The sequence below is a fragment of the Paenibacillus sp. 7523-1 genome, assembly GCF_002276415.1.
Taxonomy (GTDB): Bacteria; Bacillota; Bacilli; order Paenibacillales; family Paenibacillaceae; genus Paenibacillus; species Paenibacillus illinoisensis_A.
Genome location: NZ_NPBR01000022.1, coordinates 66,861 through 87,517, shown reverse-complemented (window position 1 = coordinate 87,517; position 20,657 = coordinate 66,861). Strand labels below are relative to the sequence as shown.

The window sequence follows — 20,657 nt, the reverse complement described above, 5'->3', positions numbered from 1 at the left end:
AGGAGATGCATATGAACTCAAAAGGAACTCTCGGTATTATCGATATTGGCTCCAACTCCATTCGTCTCGTCATTTACGAACTGGATCATGAAGGAGCCTACCGGATTATTCATGAAGATAAATATGCTGCGCGCCTCAGCAACGTGGTTGAAGAGGACGGGCAGATCCTGCGTCATTCGCTGGAAAAAGCCATCACGGTCTTACAGCAATTCAAGGCTACTTGTGACGCATTCCAAACGAAAGTCATTCGTGCTGCGGCTACAGCTGCCATTCGCAATGCACGCAACGCTGCGCAGATCATTGGCTGGCTTGAAGAGGAGACCGGACTTGAGATTGAATGTGCCTCCGGAGATCAGGAAGCGTATTACGGCTTTCTTGGGGTTATTCAGTCCATTGATCTGCAGGATGGCTATGTTGTGGATATCGGTGGCGGCAGTACGGAAGTAACCGTATTCCGGGATCGCAAAAGACTCCACAGTATCTCTCTGCCCATTGGTGCCGTAAACTCGCATGCCAGGTATGGCGGGGAGGATTCCTGGTCTGAAGCAAATGTTGCTGCGCTGTGCAATGATGTCATTCAGGCACTGAAAGATCAGGATTGGATCCGTCAGCATCCAGGTCTTCCGCTCATCGGTCTTGGAGGTACCATGCGTACTTTGGCCAAAATTGAGCAAAAAAGAACACAATACTCGTTACCCGTAACCCACCACTACGAGATCAACGCTTCAGCTATGGAAAACCTGGCCAAATCACTGCCTTATCTCACATCAGGTCAGCGCAAAAAGGTGCCTGGTCTGGCGAAGGATCGTGCTGACATCATTGTGCCTGGTGTTCTGATTCTCAGAACGGTCTTCGACATTCTTCAGGGAGATCGTTATGTCGTAAGCGGAGCGGGATTGCGTGATGGGATTTTGCGTGATCTGATGGCCCCGCACCGGCCTGCCTCTCCTACTGCACTGGAGGACAGCATCCGCAATTTCATTCATTTTGGCCCGCCAGTTCCCGAGAAGAAGCTGAAACAAATCCATCAGGATGCAGCGGTGCTCTATGAGGCGTTGGAGGGGGACACACCCAAACCAGCAGATGCCCGAATCCTATATACCGCCTGCATGCTTCATGGGGCAGGAAAACAGATCAATTATTTCCGTTATCCCCAGCACTCGGCGTATTGGATTATGAATGCGGGCATATACGGACTTTCCCATCGGGAGACCGTGCTGACAGCTATCACAGCCGATTATCATCCAAAAAAAAGAACGCCCCAGCTGCTGAATAAGCACCGGGACATTCTGAAGGATTCGGATGAACGGCACGCTCACCGATTGGGCTCCATCTTGCGCATAGCCGAGGCCATTCATCGTTCGGAGCGAATCTCTGCGATACATGTAACCAAAGAAAACGGCTCGCTGCAGATCAAACTCATCTGCTCAGCCGAGCCGTTACTGGAAATGCATGGCCTGGAAGAAGCCGCCAAGGATCTGGAAGAAGCTTGGGACGTTAAGTTGACATACTCCACTCTGCTGGCTTCCAAGGAATAATGCCCATTGCCTCCGTCTGACTTCTCAGCGGGGGCTTTTCGTTTTCCACAAAAACATAATTGCCGCCAGGCATCAATTCCCTTGCCTTCACATTGTCATTCAGGGACAGATTCAGGATGTCGACAAGCATCTTCTTGAGTGACGGATCAAATACCGGGCACATCAGTTCAATTCTCCGTTTCAGATTCCGGGTCATCCAGTCTGCGCTGGAGATATATACATCCGGGTTCCCGCTATTCTCAAAGTAAAACAGACGAGAGTGCTCCAAAAATCGATCCACGATGCTGATCACCCGAATATTTTCGCTGAGTCCCTCAACACCTGGGCGAAGGCAGCACACCCCGCGGACAATTAAATCGATCTGTACACCTGCCTGGGATGCAACATATAATTCATCAATCATATCCTGGTGAGATAACGAGTTGATTTTGGCAATAATGCGGGCCCGTTTCCCCTTAAGTGCATGCTCTGTCTCCCTCCGTATGAGTGAAAACAGTTCATCCTTCATGCCATCTGGAGCAACGCGGAAAGCCTGCATGGCCTTCGGTCCCGAATAACCGGTTATTTCATTAAAGAGCTCCGATGCATCTTCACCAATGATCGGATTGGAGGTGAACAGTCCTACGTCAGTGTAGACCTTCGCCGTACTCTCGTTATAGTTGCCTGTTCCAACGTGAACATAACGTCTTAAGCCATTCTGTTCCCTGCGCACAACAAGAATAATTTTTGCATGGGTCTTCAAACCAACCAAACCATATACAACGTGGCAGCCTGCCTTTTCCAGCTTGCGCGCCCACGCAATGTTGCGTTCTTCATCAAAGCGTGCCTTCAACTCCACTACAACGGTCACTTGTTTGCCACTCTCAGCTGCATGAGCCAGAGCCGGAATGAGACGTGAATCCCCGTTTACCCGGTACAATGTCATCTTGATTGCCATGACTCGTGGATCTTCCGATGCCTCAAGGACAAAATCTGTGACTGGTTCAAACGATTCATAAGGATGATGAACGAGTACGTCCCGTTTGCGCAGCAGTTCAAAATGGCTCTCCCGCGGTAAAAATTCCGGCGGATACACCGGCTGAACGGGGCTATATTTCAAATGAGAGAAGCCTTCGATGCTGTCTACAAATCCAGCCAGGAAACTCAGATCCAGCGGACCATCAATTTCATATACCGGATCCTGAATCTCGAATTCCTCCTGCAATTCAAGCAGTGCATCTGAACGAAAATCCTTACGCACTTCCAGCCGGACAGGAGCTCCCCGGCGGCGGCGACGCAATTCCTTCTCGATGGCTTCCAGCAAATCTTCCGCTTCCTCTTCATTAAAGGAGAGGTCCGCGTTACGGGTCAGCCTGAATTCCTGCACAGCCAGCGGAATATATCCGCTAAACAGGGTATGTGTATGATGTTTAATCAAATCTTCTATTAATATGAATGTTTTCTTTTTGCTGTTTGCACGCAGAGGTACGGGAACAACCCTCGGCAGATTCGAGGGGACCTGAACAATCGCAAAAAACGGCTCATCCTCCTGCTCCTCTTCCTTCTGAAGCATCACAGCGAGATAGACTGATTTATTATGCACCAGTGGAAATGGACGGCTCTGATCCACGGCCATGGGTGTCAATACAGGGAAAATAATATCATGAAAATATTGATCCATTGCCCGTTGCTGTGTTCCATTAAGCTCGTTATACTCTTGTAGAACAACACCCTTTTTGGCGAGCAGGCGAATCAATTCCCGATACGTTTTATATTGCTCAGCCACCATGGCACCTGTTCGTTTGATCAATCTCCGATATAAACCGGACGGGGTGTATCCTGTGAAATCCTTTTGGGTAAATCCTGCTTTAATTTTCTCTTTCGTCTCTGCTACCCTTACACTCATGAACTCGTCCAGATTACTGGCTACAATCCCGAGAAATCTCAACCGTTCCAACAGAGGTGTGGTAGAATCCTGAGCCTCCTGAAGCACACGACGATTAAACTCAACCCAGCTTAAGTCACGGTTAACATAGTTGCCTGTTTTAATATCTCTATGCATGTATGGCCTCCGAATGTGTTGCATATCAATCCTTGTTTAGTTGGTTCTACTATAATTGTACTATCCGTGATTGGATACAAGCGTCATCGCAGTGTAAAAACAGTGTAAAATTTATGTAAATGATACCTCATGACGATAACTTTTTCCATCCCTTTACAAAGTGCAGTAGACAGAGTAAAGTGAGGTACAGTGCGATTTGGTCCGGTTGCTGTTCTTCTTCCAAATACGTCGTTTATTAAAGGAGTATATAATGAAATCGAATAAACCTAGAACGTTACAAAAAAATATAGAATTTTTCACCGCTGCCCTCTCCCAATGTGTCGTAACGGCATGGCAAGAAGACCCGGCTGGTGTATATTGCGAAGTGGGTCGCGGGATTGTCGAGCGGATCAGCGAAGATAGCGTGCGTATTCGTAACGAGAATGGAACGAAGAGTCATTATGCACGAGATATGACGATGTTCCAGACCGAAAAATAATTTACGTTAATACGAAAAAAAGACTAGCTTTCCGAAACCAGGTGTTGTATACTCTTGCCACAAGGAAAGGAGGTGCGTCAACATTTCTAATCACATGTTGAACGTGTCCCTTACCCGATCCACTAGCTCAAATTAAATGAGACTGGTGGAGGCGCGGGATACGGATCAAGGTTTTAAAAAGCGCCACGGGTAGAAAAGCCGTCTTCGGACGGCTTTTTTTATTTGTCCATTTTTGTGTAGGACCGAATAAAATGAAATGAAAAGAAAATGAAATTTTCAAATTTTTCTTAACTTATTGTCAATTAATTTATCAAGTGTTATGATTCAAATAATACAATGATACATTTCGTATCATAAATCGGAACACACTGGCTGTTAACCCTTGGTTTTATTTCATAGGCTGTAACGAAAGGTGGGTTGTGAATACATACACGGTACTCTTGCCTCAATAGACAAATAATCATTTTATAAATTGGAGATGGTGTAGACGTGAGTAAGAACCATACAATTCACGGACTGCGTGGATTATGTGCACTAATGGTTTTTGTCGGACATGTTATATCCATGTCGATTAACGGCGGTTACCTTACCCTGAACGAGCACGCTACCTTGGTCTTGGCAGAAATGGGTGTTGATGTTTTCTTCATGATTAGTGGCTATCTTATTGTGCAAAGTTTAGTGAAACACCGGAAGATTGGACAGTTTGTCTATAATCGCATCATACGAATCTATCCGGTATATCTCCCCTTGCTTGTCATTATGTTTGTGGCAGGACCTGTAATTCAATTTGATTGGTTGGCCAATTTGACGGCTTCCGAATACATTCTGAATTTCATTTATGGATTGTTCATGCTTCCAGGTGTTTTTCCACTTGAAGAAGCTGTTCGTAATGCAAGAACACTCAGTTATGAATTTGCTTTTTACCTGGTCAGCGTCATTTTCTTCGTATCACTGAAACCCTTAAACAATAAATACATGAAGTGGTTTTTAATCATACTGGGTCTTGCCATCACTTTGGCTGTCGTCATTCGCATGCCGCGGGCACTGTTCTTTCTAACAGGAGTTCTGGCCTATTACGCTAGTGAGAAGTTTAATTTTCTCCCCTCCAAGCTGCACTCGCTCTTAGCCTTAATCATCATTTATCTGGCTACATACTTCGGGGATATTTATTTTTCGATCATCTTCGGCGTGTATTTCTTCTATCTGATCATCAAGGAACATGGAGTTTTATCAAATGTGTTGAGTACTCGCTTTTTCCAGTACTTCGGAACGATAAGCTACAGCTTTTATCTCCTGCATCCCTTTGCCCTATTTCCCTTCCAGCGAGTAATGGCGCGCTTCAATTTGCCTGATTATGTATCGGTATCCATCACATTTGTGGCCGGTCTGATTATCGCAACCTTAATCTCTCATATTTCTTATGAAGTCATAGAAAATCGCTTCACCAATCGTTATCTCAAACGCAAAAAACGTCCTATTACACCTCATGTACCCACTCCAGCACCACAGACAACACCGGTTAGCTGAAGCAGAAACTGCTGTGTATGAACAACCGTGCTCACTCAGGTTCGTACAGAACATCTCAAGAGGCTGTCCCAATGCGGGGCAGCTTCCTTGCATATTACTGATAAATCCATCAGTAGAGTGGTTTAAAAAACAACCAAAATATTGGAAATGAACCCTGTGGTGGTACAGTTCTCCCGCCTATAATTAGATTGCAACTCATTCTAATATTCAGGGAGGAATATTTTAATGGTCAGATTTGTAAGGGGTTACAAAACTTCAATTGTCCTTGTTCTCATTTTGTTGGTCACTTCGATTATGCTGCCCGCAGGTCAGCATGCCGGCGCAGCTCCCAGCTTCGCCAAAGGGGCAGATATCAGTTGGGTACCGGGCATGGAAGCGCAAGGTTACAAGTGGAAGGACAAAAATGGCGTACAGCGTGACATTATTGATATTTTGAAAAATGATTATCAGATCAATTCGGTTCGTATTCGGGTTTTCGTTAATCCGTCCAATGATTATGGCAACGGATATATGAATAAGGATCGCGCCGCAGCTTTGGCACAGCGGGCCAAGAATGCGGGCATGAGCGTCATGTTGACTTTACACTACAGTGATTCATGGGCTGACCCTGGTCAACAAACCAAACCGGCTGCCTGGAAAAATTACACCTTCCAACAGCTGATGGATGCGGTATGGAATCATACACGTGACGTGATGACGGCCATGCAGAGCAAAGGGGTAACACCTGACTGGGTGCAGATCGGAAACGAAACCAGCAACGGCATGTTATGGGAGGATGGCAAAGCTTCCACGAACATGAAAAATTACGCTTGGCTGGTGAACACGGGCCATAATGCCGTCAAGTCCATGAGCACAGGAACCAAAACAATCGTGCATCTGGCAGGTGGAGATGATAACGCACTGTATGTATGGAATATTGGTGGATTAATCAATAATGGGGCTAACTTCGATATGATCGCCATGTCCCTCTATCCTTCGGCCTCCGGCTGGAACACAGCGGTGACGAACACGGTGAACAATGCGAAAGACCTGATCAATCGCTACGGCAAGGAAATCATCATTTCCGAGATCGGGATGGACAATAACCAGGCTGCTGCAGGCAAAAGCTTCGTGGCCGCCATGAAAAATCAAATTCGCAACCTGCCAAACGGAAAAGGAAAAGGCGTTTTTTACTGGGAGCCGCAAGCTACTCCAGGGTATAACGGTGGTTATGGCAAAGGCGCTTGGCAGTCGAATATGATGCCGACAGTGGTCATGGAAGGATTTATCGACTAAGGTCGAGTATGTGAAAAGGCGCTGACTCCGGTGGGGCAGTGCCTTTTTTTACGATGCCTGGGCTGTCACCGTTGGTTTTTTGGCATGCATACGAATATAATAAGCTACAAGAGAACTTATCGTTTCTAGAGGAGGTTCAGGGATGAGCTTTTTAAAAGGATTAGGACAGTTCGCAGGGGAAGTTACCGGAAAAGTACTTGGCGGCAGCGTAAGGGTTGTCGGTGAGATCGCAGGCAGTCCCTTTATCAAGGAAGTTGGTAATGGCGTAGAGAAAGCTACGATTAACACAGGGAAAACGGTAGGGCAATTAGCAAGTGGTACATATGACCTGGCCAGCGGTGCCATTCGAAAAGACGATGCCGCGGTCGAGACAGGACTTGCTGATTTGGGAGATGCTGTGACCAATACGGCAAAAGGTGTCGCCGTTTCAGCCAAATATGTGTATAACGGTGGCAAAGATGTTGTCGTAGGCATGAAAGAAGAAGATATGGACCGAGTGAAGCTTGGTGCAAAGCATCTTCTGGCGGCGGCTGCAGTGACTACTCTTGCTGTGGGTGTCATCGATGCCGTTGATGGCGCTGATGGTATGGATACAGCGAGCATTGCGGAGCCCACAGATATCACCTAATCCACCGACAATTCATAAAGCATACACTTAATTCATTCGCACCATTAAACCTTCATATCTTTAGCAACCACCCTGCAGCATCCACAACTCTATAATAAATGAAACGGACGCTGATCTATTGAAATGATCGGCGTCCGTTTTAGTTTTATGGCTAAACATGGCTTACTTCGCTTCGCCTACGACAGTAAAGCGTTCGTTTTTGTGTTCTGCATTTTCAATTTCATCCACTAAGGCAATGGCATAGTCTGCATAGCTGATATAACTTTTGCCTTCACTGTTCAGAATGATGTGATCTTTACCCGTTTGATATTTTCCAGTGCGTACACCTTCGGGATTGAAGAAGCTTGCCGGGCTAAGGAATGTCCATTGAATTCCGGAGGATGCTTGCAGGTCCTGCAGGTTTTTCCCTTGGTTTGTCGCTGTTGGTTTGTATGCATCAGGGAACCCTGGCGCATCAACGACACGCAGGGAGTGCGTCTCATCGGTGAACAGACTGCCAGCCCCGCCTATTACGATCAGGCGAGTTTGAGGAGCATCTTTCAGGATGTTGATCAGAGCCTGTCCCACTTCCACATGCAGATGTTCTTTTCCAGCAGGTGCGCCGAATGCATTCACGATAACATCAAATGCTTGAGCATCCTGCGAAGTAAGATCGAATACATCCTTCTCCAATACGTTCAGGCTTTTGTCTTCCACCTTGGATGCGTTACGTACAATTGCAGTTACTTCATGGCCTCTGCTCGCTGCTTCTTTCAGGATCAGATTACCTGCCTTGCCTGTTGCGCCAATAATTCCGATTTTCATCATAATCTCTCCTCTGAGGTTGAACGATTTTGGGATAACTTATATTGTAACTATATTAGTTACAACTAATTTTGTCAACTATCCCTCGCTGTAAAAAATGATCATTTCGTCAAAACAAAAAGACCCTGATAGGTTATCCATTACAGACGTTCCTCATCATTACGGGTCTAAAATTTAGGTTTCACCAATATATTATTGCCTGTGCCGATCTCCTTGTCCGTTCTCTTACTTCATCGTTACTTTGCCTTCTTTCCGGATCGACTCATATGCAGCCAGAGCAATTGATGCGGCCTGTAAACCATCTTCCCCGGAAACGGGAACACGTTTCCCAGCTATGAGTGAGTCCACAAAATCCTGCAGCATATAATAATTCATACGCTCTCCCCAATAGCTCCACCTCGCTTTACCCTCTAGATCGCTGTATACTTCATTCGTCTGCGCAAAAGCATCCATATGTATGACGCCTTCTGTACCGATGATATCCAGCTTCACGTCTCCCCAGAACGGATAGCTCCGGTTTCTTGACCAGCTTGTATCAATGAACGCAATTATTCCCTGATCGAATTCGATATGCACCATCCCCGAATCTTCCACTTCCAGATCATGAAACAGGTGACCTTGCTCCGCATATACCGCTAGCGGTTCCCGCTTAAATAACCACCGAAGCAGATCAGCTACATGCACCGTATGATCCAGAATCGCGCCTCCGCCAGATAGAGAAGACTCCACAAACCACCCCTCTGGTGCTGTCCCGCGATTGTATCCCTTAACCGCAATCACTTCCCCAATTTCCCCTCGTTCCAGCGCCCTCTTCGTCTCCAATACTGCAGGCAAATACCTGCATGGGAATGCAGTCATCAGTTGTACCCCGTATTTGGAACAGATTTCGATCATAATCTCCATTTCATCCATGCCCACTCCAAGCGGTTTTTCACATAAAATATGCTTGCCCGCGCGGGCACTTTCCATAACCATACTCGCATGATTCACGTTCTCTGAACATATAATTACGGCGTCTATCTCAGGAAGCTGCAGCATGCTGCGATAATCTTCATAATACGAGATGTGCTCATGTTCAAGAAGGTTCTGAACACGCTCCCTGTTCTCATCAGCGATGGCAACGACCTCCGCATTCTCAATCGCGATAAGCTCCCGATAGTAGCTGAAGGCATGAGAGTGAGCGAAGCTAATCATGCCAATACGCAGCTTTTTCATCCGATTAATCCCCCTTTACCTCAAAACCCAACATGTTTACAGGCTGCCCTCTATGAGCAGATTCGAGTGCAGCCCGCACAATTTTGGACGCAATACACGCATCCTGGAACGTGACCTCGGGCTGAGATCCGGACTGGATACTTTGGATGAAATGAGACAATTCACGGTCATAGGCAGTTTCAAACTCTGGGCTTATCCGTGAAACGATAGATGAACGTGTCCCTCTCTCATCCTTGCCTGTCGTTAATATTGGTTCCGTTGCTGACCCAACCTGACGGATCGTCACGGATTTGGACTCCTCGGAGTTTATATGAACGATTCCCTGATCTCCGGCGAACTCGATCGCTGTCTGGAAAGGCCCCGGGTATCCCCACATTCCTTCCAGATTGGCGATGGCTCCCTGTTCAAATCTCAAAGTCACCCAAGCATAGTCCAGATGAGGCAGGGTTCTGCGCTGTGCATACACAGAACGCACCTCTCCAAGCACACTGCGCAAATAATCGATGTCATGGATCATCAGATCCATAATGACACCACCGCTGTCCCTCTCATTGTTGTACCAGTTCTTTATCAGCCCTGGATGGGGCCCGATACGTCTGGCATGGGCGGCCCCGGGTTTTCCAATTACACCAGCCACAATCTGACGGGCTGCATCAGCATAGGCAGGGAAAAAGCGGCCCACATGCGCAACCAACAACTGCACTTTATTCGAACGACAAATGACATCCATCATTTCAGCTTCTTCGGCTGTTGAACTAACCGGTTTCTCACAGATCACATGCACACCCGCTTCCGCTGCCATAACCGTATACGTAAAGTGCAGAGGAGTAGGTAGACAGATGCTCACCACATCCGGACGTCCTTCATTCAATAGATCCTCGAATCGATTGTACGCCCTCGTTCCGCATGCAGCGGCCAGTCTGTCTGCATCGTCTTTCTCCACATCACAGACACCAACGAGTTCAACCTCTTTCAATTTGGCATAACTTTTGGCATGAACGGTTCCCATTGTTCCACATCCCAGTACAGCAACTCTCACGTATCTCCCTCCTCAAGACAATCCTTTGTTCAAGCCTCCACGTTGCGTGCCTATTCTGTCTTATATCTGTCATAAGCTGCTTGATATACCTTCATATACTCCTCAAGCCCCATCTTGTTTAGGGTACTCACATACTCTTCCCACTGATCAAAACTTGCACTGCCATTCACAAACTTCGCTTCCATTTCGGTCACGTAATCCTGTATGTCTTTGCCGACAGAGGACATGAATTCAGATTCTTCCTGTGTGAAGTTAAAATTGTACCAGATGTCTTCCACGGCATGATCTTTTGCCTTCTCGGCTGCCTCAAGGGAGCTTGGCAGTGTTTCCGAACCTTTAAAATAATCTTCCTTGACCAAGCCCGGATAGCTTCCGCCGAGCCAAGTGAAATATTGGGCCAGAGCCTGATCTTGGGTCAGGCCATCCGGATTTGCGGTGATATCCTGCGTATACTGCAGATTTCCGTCTGCATCCTTTTCATAGGTTTCTCCCTCTTTACCCATAAAGTAGAGCAGGGCTCCTTCATCACTGTAGAAATGATCCATCCAGCGGATCGTTGCTTCCGGATTCTCATTTTTGTCCGTTATAGCAAAGGCTCCCACATGTACCATAGGCACTTTCACATGGGAATACAGCTGTTCGCCATCTGGCCCTTTGAGGGCACCAAGACCGATGAAATTCTTCTGTCCCATAACCGTTTCCGGATTGGGTACCGTTGTCGCGCCAAGCGTTCCGGCCTGACCTTTGGCATTCAGGGCTCCACCATCCAGTGTGAATATTTCCGGATCCAGCAGTCCTTCCTGATGAAGCTTGTTCACATATTGCAGCACTTCCTTGTACTGAGGCAATGTTTTGGTGAAGCGAAGCTCACCTGTTTCGGGTTCCACATCAACCAGCTTGTGTCCAAGACCACGGTTACCAAGGCCCCATGCTCCTTTGACATGATCAATAATGCCCGTGATGCCTGTTGCGCTAAAAGGAATCTCATCGTTTTTGCCGTTACCGTTGAGATCTGTCGTTTTGACGGCTTTCAGATATTCATAAAAACTCTCGGTTGAATTCGGTTCTTCCATGTTCAGCTGCTTCAACCAATCTTCATTAACCCAGAGCGGTGCACCAATCAGCATGGATAGCAGAGCTGGATCATAAAAGGACGGCATTGAATAGATGTTTCCATCGGGCATCGTCAACCCTTTCCGAATATCGGGGTACTGCTCCATTAATCTTTTAAAATTCGGGGCATACTCATCAATCAAATCATTGAGTGGAAGAAACACACCCTGGGCACCATAACGGGTCAATTCATCTGAAGTCACACGGGCAGAGTAAAATACATCCGGATAATCCCCGCCTGCCAGAGCGAGGTTCCGCTTCTCGGTCAGTGTCTCAAAAGGAACAAGGTTGAAGTTTACCTTAACGTTCGACATCTCACTATATGTTTTCCAGATCAGCGTTTCTTCGAATTTGCTCCCGTTGGTGGTCGATTTGCCGGTGAAAAAATCCAGTTCTATTGGCTCCTTTACGACCGGCATGCCTGTAGCGTTCAGATTGGCCTGTCTGTCCTGACCCTGCTCTGCAGGCGTCTCTCCTGAACTACATCCAGCCAGTAACCCCGCTGTAATCACGATGGATAAGGTCACGCTGCCCCATTTTTTAAACAACATCCTTCATGCACTCCCTTATAATAAAATGAATTATGAACTATGGTTTAGCCTTTCACCGCACCAATCATGACCCCTTTAATGAAGTACTTTTGCAAAAAGGGATACAGAATCAGCATAGGTAAATTCGTAATGATTACAGCAGCATATTTGATGGCTTCCGCATCCATCATGCTTCTCGCCAGGGAATCGTCACTGATATCCACCATCTCCTGCATCTGCCCCTGAACCAGGATTTCGCGTAAAAACAACTGCAGCGGATACTTGTCCCGGTCTGACAAATAGATCAGGGCATTAAAATAACTGTTCCAGTGGCCCACGGCGTAAAAGAGAACCATTACGGCCAGTACGGGCCCTGACAGAGGCAAGACAATACGAGTGAGTACCATCATGTTCGAACAGCCGTCCATAAAGGCCGCTTCCTGAATTTCCTTTGGTATGGAATTCTGAAAGAATGTCTTCATGATCAGCATGTTCCATACGGACAATGCCGACGGAATAATCATGACCCAAAAGGTGTCCAGCATACCCAGGTCTTTGATCAGCAGATAGGTTGGAATCATGCCTCCACTGAAAAACATGGTGAACACAATCAGAATGGTAAAAATAGTTCTACCTCTAAAATCGGGTCTGGATAACGGGTATGCTGCCGCAATGGTCATCACCAGATTAAGCATGGTTCCGGCGACCGTGTACAACAAGGTGTTCCCATAGCCCTTCATCAGCTCGCTATTCGCAAACAGACGTTCATAACCAACCAGCGAGATGTTCTTGGGCCAGAGCCACACTTCACCGCGCATCACGTTTTCCGGATTACTAATCGATGCAATTCCCACAAAAAACACGGGATACAGCACCACTACAGATACCAGCACAAGAGCAGCATAGATCATCCATTCGACTGCCCGGTCACCACGACTTTGCGCCATCCCCTCACCTCCCTTACCATAGACTGCTCGAACTGACTTTGCGGGCGATCCGGTTCACCGTCATCAGCAGTATAAAATTGATAACTGAGTTAAACAAACCAACAGCTGCAGAATAACTGTACTGCGCACCCAAAATACCGCTGCGGTATACATTGGTTGCGATAACATCGGATGCCTCCATATTCAACGCGTTTTGCATAAGGAATACCTTTTCAAACCCGACGCCCATGATGGATCCTACATTTAGAATCAAAAGCACAACCATAGTCGGGGCAATCCCCGGAATGTTCACATGCCAGATTCGCTCGAGCTTGGTTGCGCCATCCACCTTGGCTGCATCATGCAGCTGCGGATCTACTCCGGCAAGTGCCGCCAAATAGATGATCGAGCTCCACCCCATCGTCTGCCATACACCTGACCACACAAATATACTCTTGAACCAATCCGGTTCCGTCATGAAGGAAATGGTTTCTCCGCCAAGAGACGTGATTGCCAGATTAATTAATCCACTGACAGGAGACAAAAACATCATAATCATGCCCACCATGACGACAGTAGATAAAAAATGAGGCATATAGGTCACTGTTTGCACAAATCTTCTGAACTTCCCGGATCTAATTTCATGGATCATTAACGCCAGGAGAATGGGAATAGGGAAACCAACAATTAATTCGTACAAACCAATACCAAGCGTGTTTCTCATGATTCGCCAAAAATAAAAGCTGTCAAAGAACCGTTCAAAGTGTTTGAATCCCACCCAAGGACTTCCGGTAATGCCTTTATTCGCGATAAAGTCCTTAAACGCAATCTGCACACCATACATGGGTACATAATGAAACACAACAAAGTAGATGATGACAGGCGAGAATAATAGATACAAATCCCAATTTCTACGAAACGAATGGAAACGGTGTTTCTTCGCACTGCTTCCACTCACTCGACTCCCGCGTGCCTGCTCGTTAACGGATGTCGTCTGTTTCAAAATCAGCAATCCCCCCTTTTTGCCTGCCTCATCACGATGGGCTCGGCTGCAAATCGAATGTTACAGCCCTTCAATGCGATTGGGTATAAACCGTTTTTGGGATTCTGGTCTAACCTTGCGAAATTTACCTAATTCGTGATTTTTCCTGAAAAAACAGCCATTTTCGCAAAAAAAGTATAGTCCCTTTTTACAGTACGTTCATATTTTGCTCCCTGCGTTTTAACAGTTCACGCGTAGAATGGGCCAGATAATCTTGTTCTCTCTAGAAGAATGAAAATGAGGGGTTGTCTTATGAACTGGATCATGAATAAAAAACGAACCCTGTTTTTCAAAATATTTGTCAGCTTTTTGGCGATTATCTCGCTGTTCTGCCTATTCTATATTCTGATTTATTATGTATTCAAAACGAGCCTGCAGGAGGAAATCGTTCAAAGCAGTCTCAATGAAACGAACAACACCGCGGAACGATTCTCTAATCATATGGAACAAATTCAGATTATGCTGTTCCACGTGTACAACAATCAGGATCTGGTATCTTTTAATAGGCAATTGCAGAGAGTTGGCTTTCAAGAGGCAGACTATCTAAAGGCAAAAAATGTAATGAAGGACATTCGAGGATATGTATACAATTCGTTGTTTTTGCTGGAAGATGTTATCGTCCACTTTCCTAAGGAACACTTTGCATTTGGTAAATCAGGCAGCGGCAGCTCGGATTACATGTTCAACACATCCTATCGAAGCGATATCTATCCATTGGAACATTGGGAGACACTCACCACGGAGCCCCATACATTTCTGATCTCGCCTGCAGCGTCCTTTCAAATGAACGCAGGTTCTCCCGAGAGCAGGCATCTGCTGCCGTATACGTTTAAGAGCCCCGGCAGTCCTTATCAGATCATTGCGATGATAGATATCCAGAAAGCAATTCAGTCCTTTTTCGGCACCACGGACGGACACACCTTGATCATTACGGACCATCAGAGCAACATCCTTTATCGCTCGGGTTCAACGCCAGAGGGAGAAGCGATACCCGTTTTCCAAGATGGAGAAACGACACGCAAGGAGAATGGGAGATATTATTTCAAGGCAGAAGGTGCTGACGGGCTCATGTATATCACATCACTGGAAGATACACGCATTGCAGACCAGCTGCAGCGATTGACCGGTTACATGGTTCTTATCTTTGTTTTTTCACTTTTGGCAGCAACGTTGGTATCCCTCTATCTGAGCCGACGCCTACATACGCCGGTTAAGCATATGCTATCCTCGCTGCTGGACCGTACTTCACTGAATAAAGCCGATGAAGTCGGGCAGGAAGAGAGTCACATTTTAGAATATGATCTCATTCAGAGCAGGATTGGGGAGCTAAAAAAAGAGAAAGATACGATCGTGGCCAAACTTAATCGCCAGAACGCCATTCTAACCAACTACTCCTATATGAACCAGTTGAAGAACATCAATACTGATCTTAGCGAGTGGAACGATTTTCTTGCAGATGGAGGAAGTTATCAGCTTGTTTATTACGACATTCGTTTTCGGATATCGGAAAACGGAAGTATGCCTCTTGATCGGGAGCGAGCGGTGCGTCACTTGTTGGATTACATTCATCTGCTAACGAAAGAACGGTTCCATGCCAATCATACGTTCCAGATGGAAAAAAACGAGATTGTCTCCGTATTGAAGGAACCCTCTCCCTTCCAGCTTCAAGCACTGCTTGAACAGCTCAAAGCAAGTCTTGATGAGGAAAAACATTATTATGTCGTGACCATTTGTACCCTTCCGGCTATGAATCAACCGACTAAATTCAGTGAAACCTATCAGCAATTACGGGATCTGGCTTCATCGGCTCGCTTGCTAGAGGAAACCCAACTAATCAGCGGAGCCCGTCCCCTGCCCAATGTGGACCAGCCTCTGGTGAAACGGGGACGCGAGCTTGATCAGGCACTTCAGGCACTGGAAGAAGACAACTGTATGGATTGGATACGTCAGGCATTCGCATACTTCGTCAAAAAAGATGCCAGTGTACTTCAATTCAGACAATTAGCTCTAGATATAACGAGTCATATCGTTGAATTTTTGGATCAACAGCTCTCTTATAAAGCCACGGGCGTACCCCTGAGTGAATGGGAAAATGCTCTTCAGGACTGCCATTCACAGGATGATTATGAGACTGTTTTCAAGCACATCGTTAGCTCTGTCCTTGCCATCATGCGAGACAGCAAACTTCCCGCAACGGAAGAACCAACCATCGCCATGTTTTACGAAATCATAAACTCCCATTACATGGAGGATATTTCACTTGAGTATTTGTCAGCGAAACTGAATCTGTCAACGACGTATCTGTCCGTGTATATCAAAGACAAAACCGGCATCAATTTTAGCGAGCATCTGCAAACAATCCGCATGCGCAAAGCATGTGAACTGCTGGCTACGACAAATTGGACCATCAATGAAATCAGTGTCCGCGTGGGATACCAGAACATTACTTCCTTTAATCGCATTTTCAAAAAGACAACTGGCATCTCGCCTGGTACCTATCGGAAACAGCATCTTATGGAAATTCACCAGCAGCAGAAGCATGTAGATTGAGAAATTAGGCATTAAAGCAGTTGAATTTGATTTTGTCTTGTGGTGAGGAATGGGTTTATTTGCCCGTTAGGAAATCATAAAAAAGCGCAGTCCCAACGATTAATCCGCTGAAACTGCGCATGTTTTATTTTCTATAGTCTTAACAATCTTTATCCGGTACCCCAGCTTCTTCTCTCGTGCGGAAAGAAGATCCGCAGCCGCATGTTGCTACTGCATTGGGGTTATGGATGGTGAAGCCGCCGGACATACCGGACTCTTCAAAATCAATTTCAAGACCATTCAGATATTTCAGGTTTTCCTTCTCGACTACAACCTTCATATCGTGAATATCCATATAAATATCCTCATCGGATTCTTTATCATCAAAGCCCATGGCGTACGAAAATCCAGTACAACCGCCCGGTGCTACGCCCAGACGTAGGAACATGTCAGGTGTCTCTTGCTGTGAAAGCATCTCTTTCAAGCGCTCCGCAGCTGTTTCGCTGATGTTAATCATGCCAGGTCACTCTCCTTTTCGTTAACTCTTCTTTAAATTATACTCCACCCCGTCAAGAGGCTCAAGCCATGTTTATCCCTATTCCCGTGTCCCTCCTCTGCTCCTTTTTCTTCCCAGTGTATTGAACCCCCGGGACACGAGGTTTATAATGGATAGGTGATCGCACTGAAATGTCAATATTTTGTCATGACTTATTCAAATGATGATCATATATGGAGTTGTAATTTTTTTCACATTTCGAGACTGCCATGCAGTCCCCAATGCATATAGAGTCAACAGACTCACGTTTAGATTATACATCCATGTCATCCACGATGAGAAAAAAACTTAGAAGAAAAATTCAGCTTTACACATGCAGCATATGCTGCACCGGGTAATGGAGAGTTAGTCCGATAAAGAGGCGGCAGATGACCGCATCTTTTTTATGTAGTTCTACAAGCAAGTCCTACATTCAACTCTATCCGGTTAAGAACAGGAGGAAACAAAATGTCTACATTGGTAACACCGTTCACAGACAAAAGAATGGCGGAAATCGTTGAGAAAGTGCAGAACGGCGTAAGGCTTAGCGTAGAAGACGGCGTCTATCTGTATCAAACGGATGATTTGCTGACTCTCGGCCAACTGGCCAATGAAGCCAACCTGCGGAAGAACGGCAAGAAAGTGTATTTCATTGAAAACATGAGTCTCTACTTCACTAACGTTTGTGAAGCACACTGTGCTTTTTGTAATTTCCGCAAAGACCAGGGCGAAGAAGGCTCCTACACGTTGTCGGGAGAAGAAATGATTGAGTACGTAGAACAGCATATTCATCCAGGCGTACGCGAGTTCCATATTGTAGGCGGACATAACAACCATGTTCCTTTTCAATATTATGTCGATTCCCTCCGGGCTTTAAACGAGAAATATCCGGATGTTACGCTGAAGGCCTACACGGCAGCTGAGATCGATTTCTTCACCCGTATCAGCGGACTCAGCATTAAGGAAGTACTGCAGGAACTGCAAAAAGCAGGCCTGAAATCACTGACCGGCGGCGGTGCCGAGATTCTGTCAGACGAATACCGCAAAAAAATGCGTGTCGACAAAGCAAACGTGGATCGCTATCTTGAGGTACACCGTACAGCTCATCTTTTGGGCATGCGTACACATACGACAATGCTGTATGGATCGATTGAATCGTACGAAGATCGTGTTAATCACATGGCTCAAATTCGTGAGCTGCAGGATGAAACGAACGGTTTCATGGTATTTATCCCGCTCTCCATGCAGCCTAAGAGCAAAAATGCCAGCATTATGCGCCGCAACTCGGCATACGAGGATCTTAAAACGATTGCGATTAGCCGCCTCATGCTGGATAACATTGACCACATTAAAGCATACTTCATTAACATCGGCCCACAATTGACCCAAGTTGCCCTTGGATTCGGTGCTTCGGATGCACATGGCACTATCGTTCGCGAACGAATTAGTCATGCTGCAGGTGCGTTAACACCTGAAGGCCTCACCCGTAAAGAGCTCATTTGGCTCATTAAAGGCGCTGGACGCATCCCTGTTGAACGTGACACCTTCTACAACGAAATTCAAGTATACGAATAAACCTGCTGCATCGTCTCGATAGCATCTTCATCCCTAAAAGGAGAACCGCCACTCGAATCGATGCATCACGTTGGTATAATGCCTCTAATTTTAAACTCCAAAATTTTCGATATAATAATTAAAATAAAACATAAGGAGCAGCTATGTGAAAGCATAGCTGCTCCACAGGTTACAGCCCCGCTCATACGGGACTGATGCAGAAAGGAAGCCACGTCATGAAAAATTTCGTCATTCTCGGGGGCGGCTATGGCGGCCTCACGATCATCAAGGAACTTCTGGAAGGCAAAATTCCGTCCGATACACAAATTGTGTTGGTGGACCGGAGCCCCTTTCAGGGATTGAAGACTGAATATTACGCACTCGCAGCAGGAACCGTATCCGATTATGACCTGCGCATCCAATTTCCAGTCCATGAGAAAGTCACTTACCGTTATGGAGAAGTCACTTCAATTGATCTGGAACAGCGTCAGATTGAATTTGAAGGCCAGGATCCTTTGGAGTATGACAAGCTCGTTATCGGACTTGGCTGTACAGACCGTTTCCACAATACTCCGGGAGCTGAAGAATACAGCTGTACCATTCAAAGTTTTAGCAAAACGCGGGAAACCTACCTCCGTCTGAACGAAGTTAAAGCTTATGGACACGTGCATATTGTTGGCGGAGGCTTGAGCGGTGTCGAGATGGCTGCCGAACTGAGAGAGAGCAGACCTGATCTCAATATTAGCATTTTGGACCGTGGTGAACGCGTATTATCGGCATTCCCGCAGCGATTGTCCGCTTACGTGCATGAGTGGTTTAACGAACATCAGGTAGAGACACGCGGGCATGTCGCCATCTCTCGTCTTGAAGGGAACGCGATCTATAATCGGGATGAAGAAATTCTGACGGATGCTGTAGTATGGACAGCCGGCATTCAGCCCGTTAAAGTCGTGCAGGATCTCGACGTTACAAAGGACCCTCAGGGCCGGGTTGTACTGAATGAATATTATCAAATTCCTGAATACACAGATGTTTATGTAGTCGGTGACTGTGCCAGTGTGCCTTATGCACCAAGCGGTCAGGCTGCAGAAGTACAGGGCGAACAGATCGCTCATATTCAGCATGCCCTCTGGAAAGGCGAAAAGCCCAACCCGCAGCCGCTCAAGCTCCGTGGCACGCTAGGTGCACTCGGCAAGAAGGCTGGGTTTGGGCTGATGGGTAAAACGTCTATGATGGGACGTGTACCTCGTATCTTGAAAAGCGGCGTTCTCTGGATGTCCAAGCGTCATCTCGGTTAGTCGAGATCGAGCTCATCCCATGCATCGGCTTCGGCAATTTTAGCCAGAATGGCGTTATATAAATCTTCCACTTTGTCCGTGATGACAACTTCACCATTGACTAGTGCAAAAGGAGTCATATAACATTGGCCACAGTTGCTGAGGCAGCCGTATTCTATCACATCATAGTCTGGATTCTCTTCGAGTTGCTCCATGACTTCATCTGTGCCAAAATGCATATTGTTGGCACAAAATTCAATAATCGGTCTCATGTAAGTTCACCTGCTTTGTTTGACCATTTTAATTTACGGCCAATTGTAATATAATATATAGAGGAAAGGAGTTGAAAAATATGAGCGAAAACGCACAAAGCACCATGTATGATGAGGTATCTGACGTGCTTGACAAACTTCGTCCGTTCCTGCAACGCGATGGCGGTGACGTGGAACTGGTCGACGTGGAGGACGGCATCGTTAAGCTGAAACTGGTCGGTGCCTGCGGCAGCTGCCCAAGCTCCACCATTACCTTAAAAGCCGGGATTGAACGCGCCCTTCTTGAAGAAGTTGACGGTGTCGAAGAAGTCGTACAAGTATTCTAATCAATCCT

The 20,657-nt window shown here is 46.4% G+C and carries 18 protein-coding genes; 9 read left to right on the top strand and 9 right to left on the bottom strand.

What is annotated here, in order from left to right; all coding sequences use genetic code 11:
- Positions 1–11: 11 nt before the first annotated feature.
- Positions 12–1,538 carry a Ppx/GppA phosphatase family protein gene (locus tag CHH60_RS22615; protein ID WP_095361272.1) on the top strand — a complete coding sequence of 509 codons (1,527 nt, stop codon included), beginning with the start codon at positions 12–14 and terminating at the stop codon, positions 1,536–1,538.
- Here CHH60_RS22615 and ppk1 read toward each other — a convergent pair.
- Positions 1,498–3,579 carry a polyphosphate kinase 1 gene (gene ppk1, locus CHH60_RS22610; protein ID WP_095361271.1) on the bottom strand — a complete coding sequence of 694 codons (2,082 nt, stop codon included), beginning with the start codon at positions 3,577–3,579 and terminating at the stop codon, positions 1,498–1,500. The genes CHH60_RS22615 and ppk1 overlap by 41 nt on opposite strands.
- Before the next feature lie 250 nt (positions 3,580–3,829).
- Between ppk1 and CHH60_RS22605 the strand changes: the two genes are divergently transcribed.
- From CHH60_RS22605 to CHH60_RS22590, 4 genes are all read left to right on the top strand, one after another.
- A complete protein-coding gene (locus CHH60_RS22605; RefSeq protein ID WP_095292093.1) occupies positions 3,830–4,057 on the top strand; it encodes a hypothetical protein in 228 nt (75 codons plus the stop codon).
- A 489-nt stretch (positions 4,058–4,546) separates the two neighbouring features.
- On the top strand, positions 4,547–5,584 hold the full coding sequence (locus tag CHH60_RS22600) for an acyltransferase family protein (RefSeq protein WP_095361270.1): 1,038 nt from the start codon (positions 4,547–4,549) through the stop codon (positions 5,582–5,584).
- Between the two features lie 294 nt (positions 5,585–5,878).
- Complete coding sequence (locus tag CHH60_RS22595; protein WP_337034629.1) at positions 5,879–6,859, top strand: glycoside hydrolase family 53 protein; 981 nt, start codon at positions 5,879–5,881, stop codon at positions 6,857–6,859.
- Positions 6,860–7,001: 142 nt separating this feature from the next.
- Positions 7,002–7,487, top strand: coding sequence for a hypothetical protein (locus CHH60_RS22590; RefSeq protein WP_095361268.1), 486 nt, complete (start codon positions 7,002–7,004; stop codon positions 7,485–7,487).
- 162 nt (positions 7,488–7,649) lie between these two features.
- Here the strand turns inward: CHH60_RS22590 and CHH60_RS22585 are convergent, their stop codons facing one another.
- The 6 genes from CHH60_RS22585 to CHH60_RS22560 all read right to left on the bottom strand — a co-directional run bounded on the left by CHH60_RS22585 (position 7,650) and on the right by CHH60_RS22560 (position 14,072).
- Positions 7,650–8,291 (bottom strand): NAD(P)-dependent oxidoreductase, encoded by a 642-nt coding sequence (locus CHH60_RS22585; protein ID WP_095361267.1) that lies wholly within the window; start codon positions 8,289–8,291, stop codon positions 7,650–7,652.
- Positions 8,292–8,516: 225 nt separating this feature from the next.
- Positions 8,517–9,506, bottom strand: coding sequence for a Gfo/Idh/MocA family protein (locus CHH60_RS22580; RefSeq protein ID WP_095361266.1), 990 nt, complete (start codon positions 9,504–9,506; stop codon positions 8,517–8,519).
- A gap of 4 nt (positions 9,507–9,510) precedes the next feature.
- Positions 9,511–10,545 carry a Gfo/Idh/MocA family protein gene (locus CHH60_RS22575; RefSeq protein WP_095361265.1) on the bottom strand — a complete coding sequence of 345 codons (1,035 nt, stop codon included), beginning with the start codon at positions 10,543–10,545 and terminating at the stop codon, positions 9,511–9,513.
- A gap of 50 nt (positions 10,546–10,595) precedes the next feature.
- Positions 10,596–12,209: an extracellular solute-binding protein gene (locus tag CHH60_RS22570; protein ID WP_095361264.1), complete on the bottom strand. Its 1,614-nt coding sequence runs from the start codon at positions 12,207–12,209 to the stop codon at positions 10,596–10,598.
- Between the two features lie 44 nt (positions 12,210–12,253).
- Positions 12,254–13,135, bottom strand: a complete 882-nt coding sequence (locus tag CHH60_RS22565) for a carbohydrate ABC transporter permease (protein ID WP_095361263.1) — start codon at positions 13,133–13,135, stop codon at positions 12,254–12,256.
- A gap of 13 nt (positions 13,136–13,148) precedes the next feature.
- Positions 13,149–14,072 (bottom strand): ABC transporter permease, encoded by a 924-nt coding sequence (locus CHH60_RS22560; RefSeq protein WP_255248062.1) that lies wholly within the window; start codon positions 14,070–14,072, stop codon positions 13,149–13,151.
- 348 nt (positions 14,073–14,420) lie between these two features.
- On the opposite strand from CHH60_RS22560, the gene CHH60_RS22555 reads away from it, so the two are divergent.
- The gene (locus tag CHH60_RS22555) at positions 14,421–16,706 is read left to right on the top strand and encodes a helix-turn-helix domain-containing protein (RefSeq protein ID WP_176476170.1); all 2,286 of its coding nucleotides are present in this window, start codon (positions 14,421–14,423) and stop codon (positions 16,704–16,706) included.
- 139 nt (positions 16,707–16,845) lie between these two features.
- Here the strand turns inward: CHH60_RS22555 and CHH60_RS22550 are convergent, their stop codons facing one another.
- The gene (locus CHH60_RS22550; protein ID WP_095361260.1) at positions 16,846–17,202 is read right to left on the bottom strand and encodes a HesB/IscA family protein; all 357 of its coding nucleotides are present in this window, start codon (positions 17,200–17,202) and stop codon (positions 16,846–16,848) included.
- A 486-nt stretch (positions 17,203–17,688) separates the two neighbouring features.
- On the opposite strand from CHH60_RS22550, the gene mqnE reads away from it, so the two are divergent.
- Both mqnE and CHH60_RS22540 read left to right on the top strand, forming a co-directional pair.
- The gene (mqnE, locus tag CHH60_RS22545) at positions 17,689–18,795 is read left to right on the top strand and encodes an aminofutalosine synthase MqnE (RefSeq protein WP_095361259.1); all 1,107 of its coding nucleotides are present in this window, start codon (positions 17,689–17,691) and stop codon (positions 18,793–18,795) included.
- 215 nt (positions 18,796–19,010) lie between these two features.
- Positions 19,011–20,072, top strand: coding sequence for an NAD(P)/FAD-dependent oxidoreductase (locus CHH60_RS22540; protein WP_095292109.1), 1,062 nt, complete (start codon positions 19,011–19,013; stop codon positions 20,070–20,072).
- Here CHH60_RS22540 and CHH60_RS22535 read toward each other — a convergent pair.
- Positions 20,069–20,323 carry a YuzB family protein gene (locus CHH60_RS22535; protein ID WP_095361258.1) on the bottom strand — a complete coding sequence of 85 codons (255 nt, stop codon included), beginning with the start codon at positions 20,321–20,323 and terminating at the stop codon, positions 20,069–20,071. The two genes, CHH60_RS22540 and CHH60_RS22535, sit on opposite strands and share 4 nt — an antisense overlap.
- Before the next feature lie 80 nt (positions 20,324–20,403).
- Between CHH60_RS22535 and CHH60_RS22530 the strand changes: the two genes are divergently transcribed.
- A complete protein-coding gene (locus CHH60_RS22530) occupies positions 20,404–20,649 on the top strand; it encodes a NifU family protein (protein WP_062324083.1) in 246 nt (81 codons plus the stop codon).
- The last annotated feature ends 8 nt before the right edge of the window (positions 20,650–20,657 follow it).

Excerpts from the sequence above, each read along its gene's own strand:
- CHH60_RS22550 (WP_095361260.1), bottom strand. The coding sequence starts at position 17,202 with ATGATTAACATCAGCGAAACAGCTGCGGAGCGCTTGAAAGAGATGCTT.
- CHH60_RS22555 (WP_176476170.1), top strand. The coding sequence starts at position 14,421 with ATGAATAAAAAACGAACCCTGTTTTTCAAAATATTTGTCAGCTTTTTG.
- CHH60_RS22535 (WP_095361258.1), bottom strand. The coding sequence starts at position 20,323 with ATGAGACCGATTATTGAATTTTGTGCCAACAATATGCATTTTGGCACA.
- CHH60_RS22590 (WP_095361268.1), top strand. The coding sequence starts at position 7,002 with ATGAGCTTTTTAAAAGGATTAGGACAGTTCGCAGGGGAAGTTACCGGA.
- CHH60_RS22580 (WP_095361266.1), bottom strand. The coding sequence starts at position 9,506 with ATGAAAAAGCTGCGTATTGGCATGATTAGCTTCGCTCACTCTCATGCC.
- ppk1 (WP_095361271.1), bottom strand. The coding sequence starts at position 3,579 with ATGCATAGAGATATTAAAACAGGCAACTATGTTAACCGTGACTTAAGC.
- CHH60_RS22595 (WP_337034629.1), top strand. The coding sequence starts at position 5,879 with ATGCTGCCCGCAGGTCAGCATGCCGGCGCAGCTCCCAGCTTCGCCAAA.
- CHH60_RS22605 (WP_095292093.1), top strand. The coding sequence starts at position 3,830 with ATGAAATCGAATAAACCTAGAACGTTACAAAAAAATATAGAATTTTTC.
- CHH60_RS22565 (WP_095361263.1), bottom strand. The coding sequence starts at position 13,135 with ATGGCGCAAAGTCGTGGTGACCGGGCAGTCGAATGGATGATCTATGCT.
- CHH60_RS22530 (WP_062324083.1), top strand. The coding sequence starts at position 20,404 with ATGAGCGAAAACGCACAAAGCACCATGTATGATGAGGTATCTGACGTG.
- CHH60_RS22615 (WP_095361272.1), top strand. The coding sequence starts at position 12 with ATGAACTCAAAAGGAACTCTCGGTATTATCGATATTGGCTCCAACTCC.
- CHH60_RS22540 (WP_095292109.1), top strand. The coding sequence starts at position 19,011 with ATGAAAAATTTCGTCATTCTCGGGGGCGGCTATGGCGGCCTCACGATC.
- CHH60_RS22585 (WP_095361267.1), bottom strand. The coding sequence starts at position 8,291 with ATGAAAATCGGAATTATTGGCGCAACAGGCAAGGCAGGTAATCTGATC.
- CHH60_RS22570 (WP_095361264.1), bottom strand. The coding sequence starts at position 12,209 with ATGTTGTTTAAAAAATGGGGCAGCGTGACCTTATCCATCGTGATTACA.
- mqnE (WP_095361259.1), top strand. The coding sequence starts at position 17,689 with ATGTCTACATTGGTAACACCGTTCACAGACAAAAGAATGGCGGAAATC.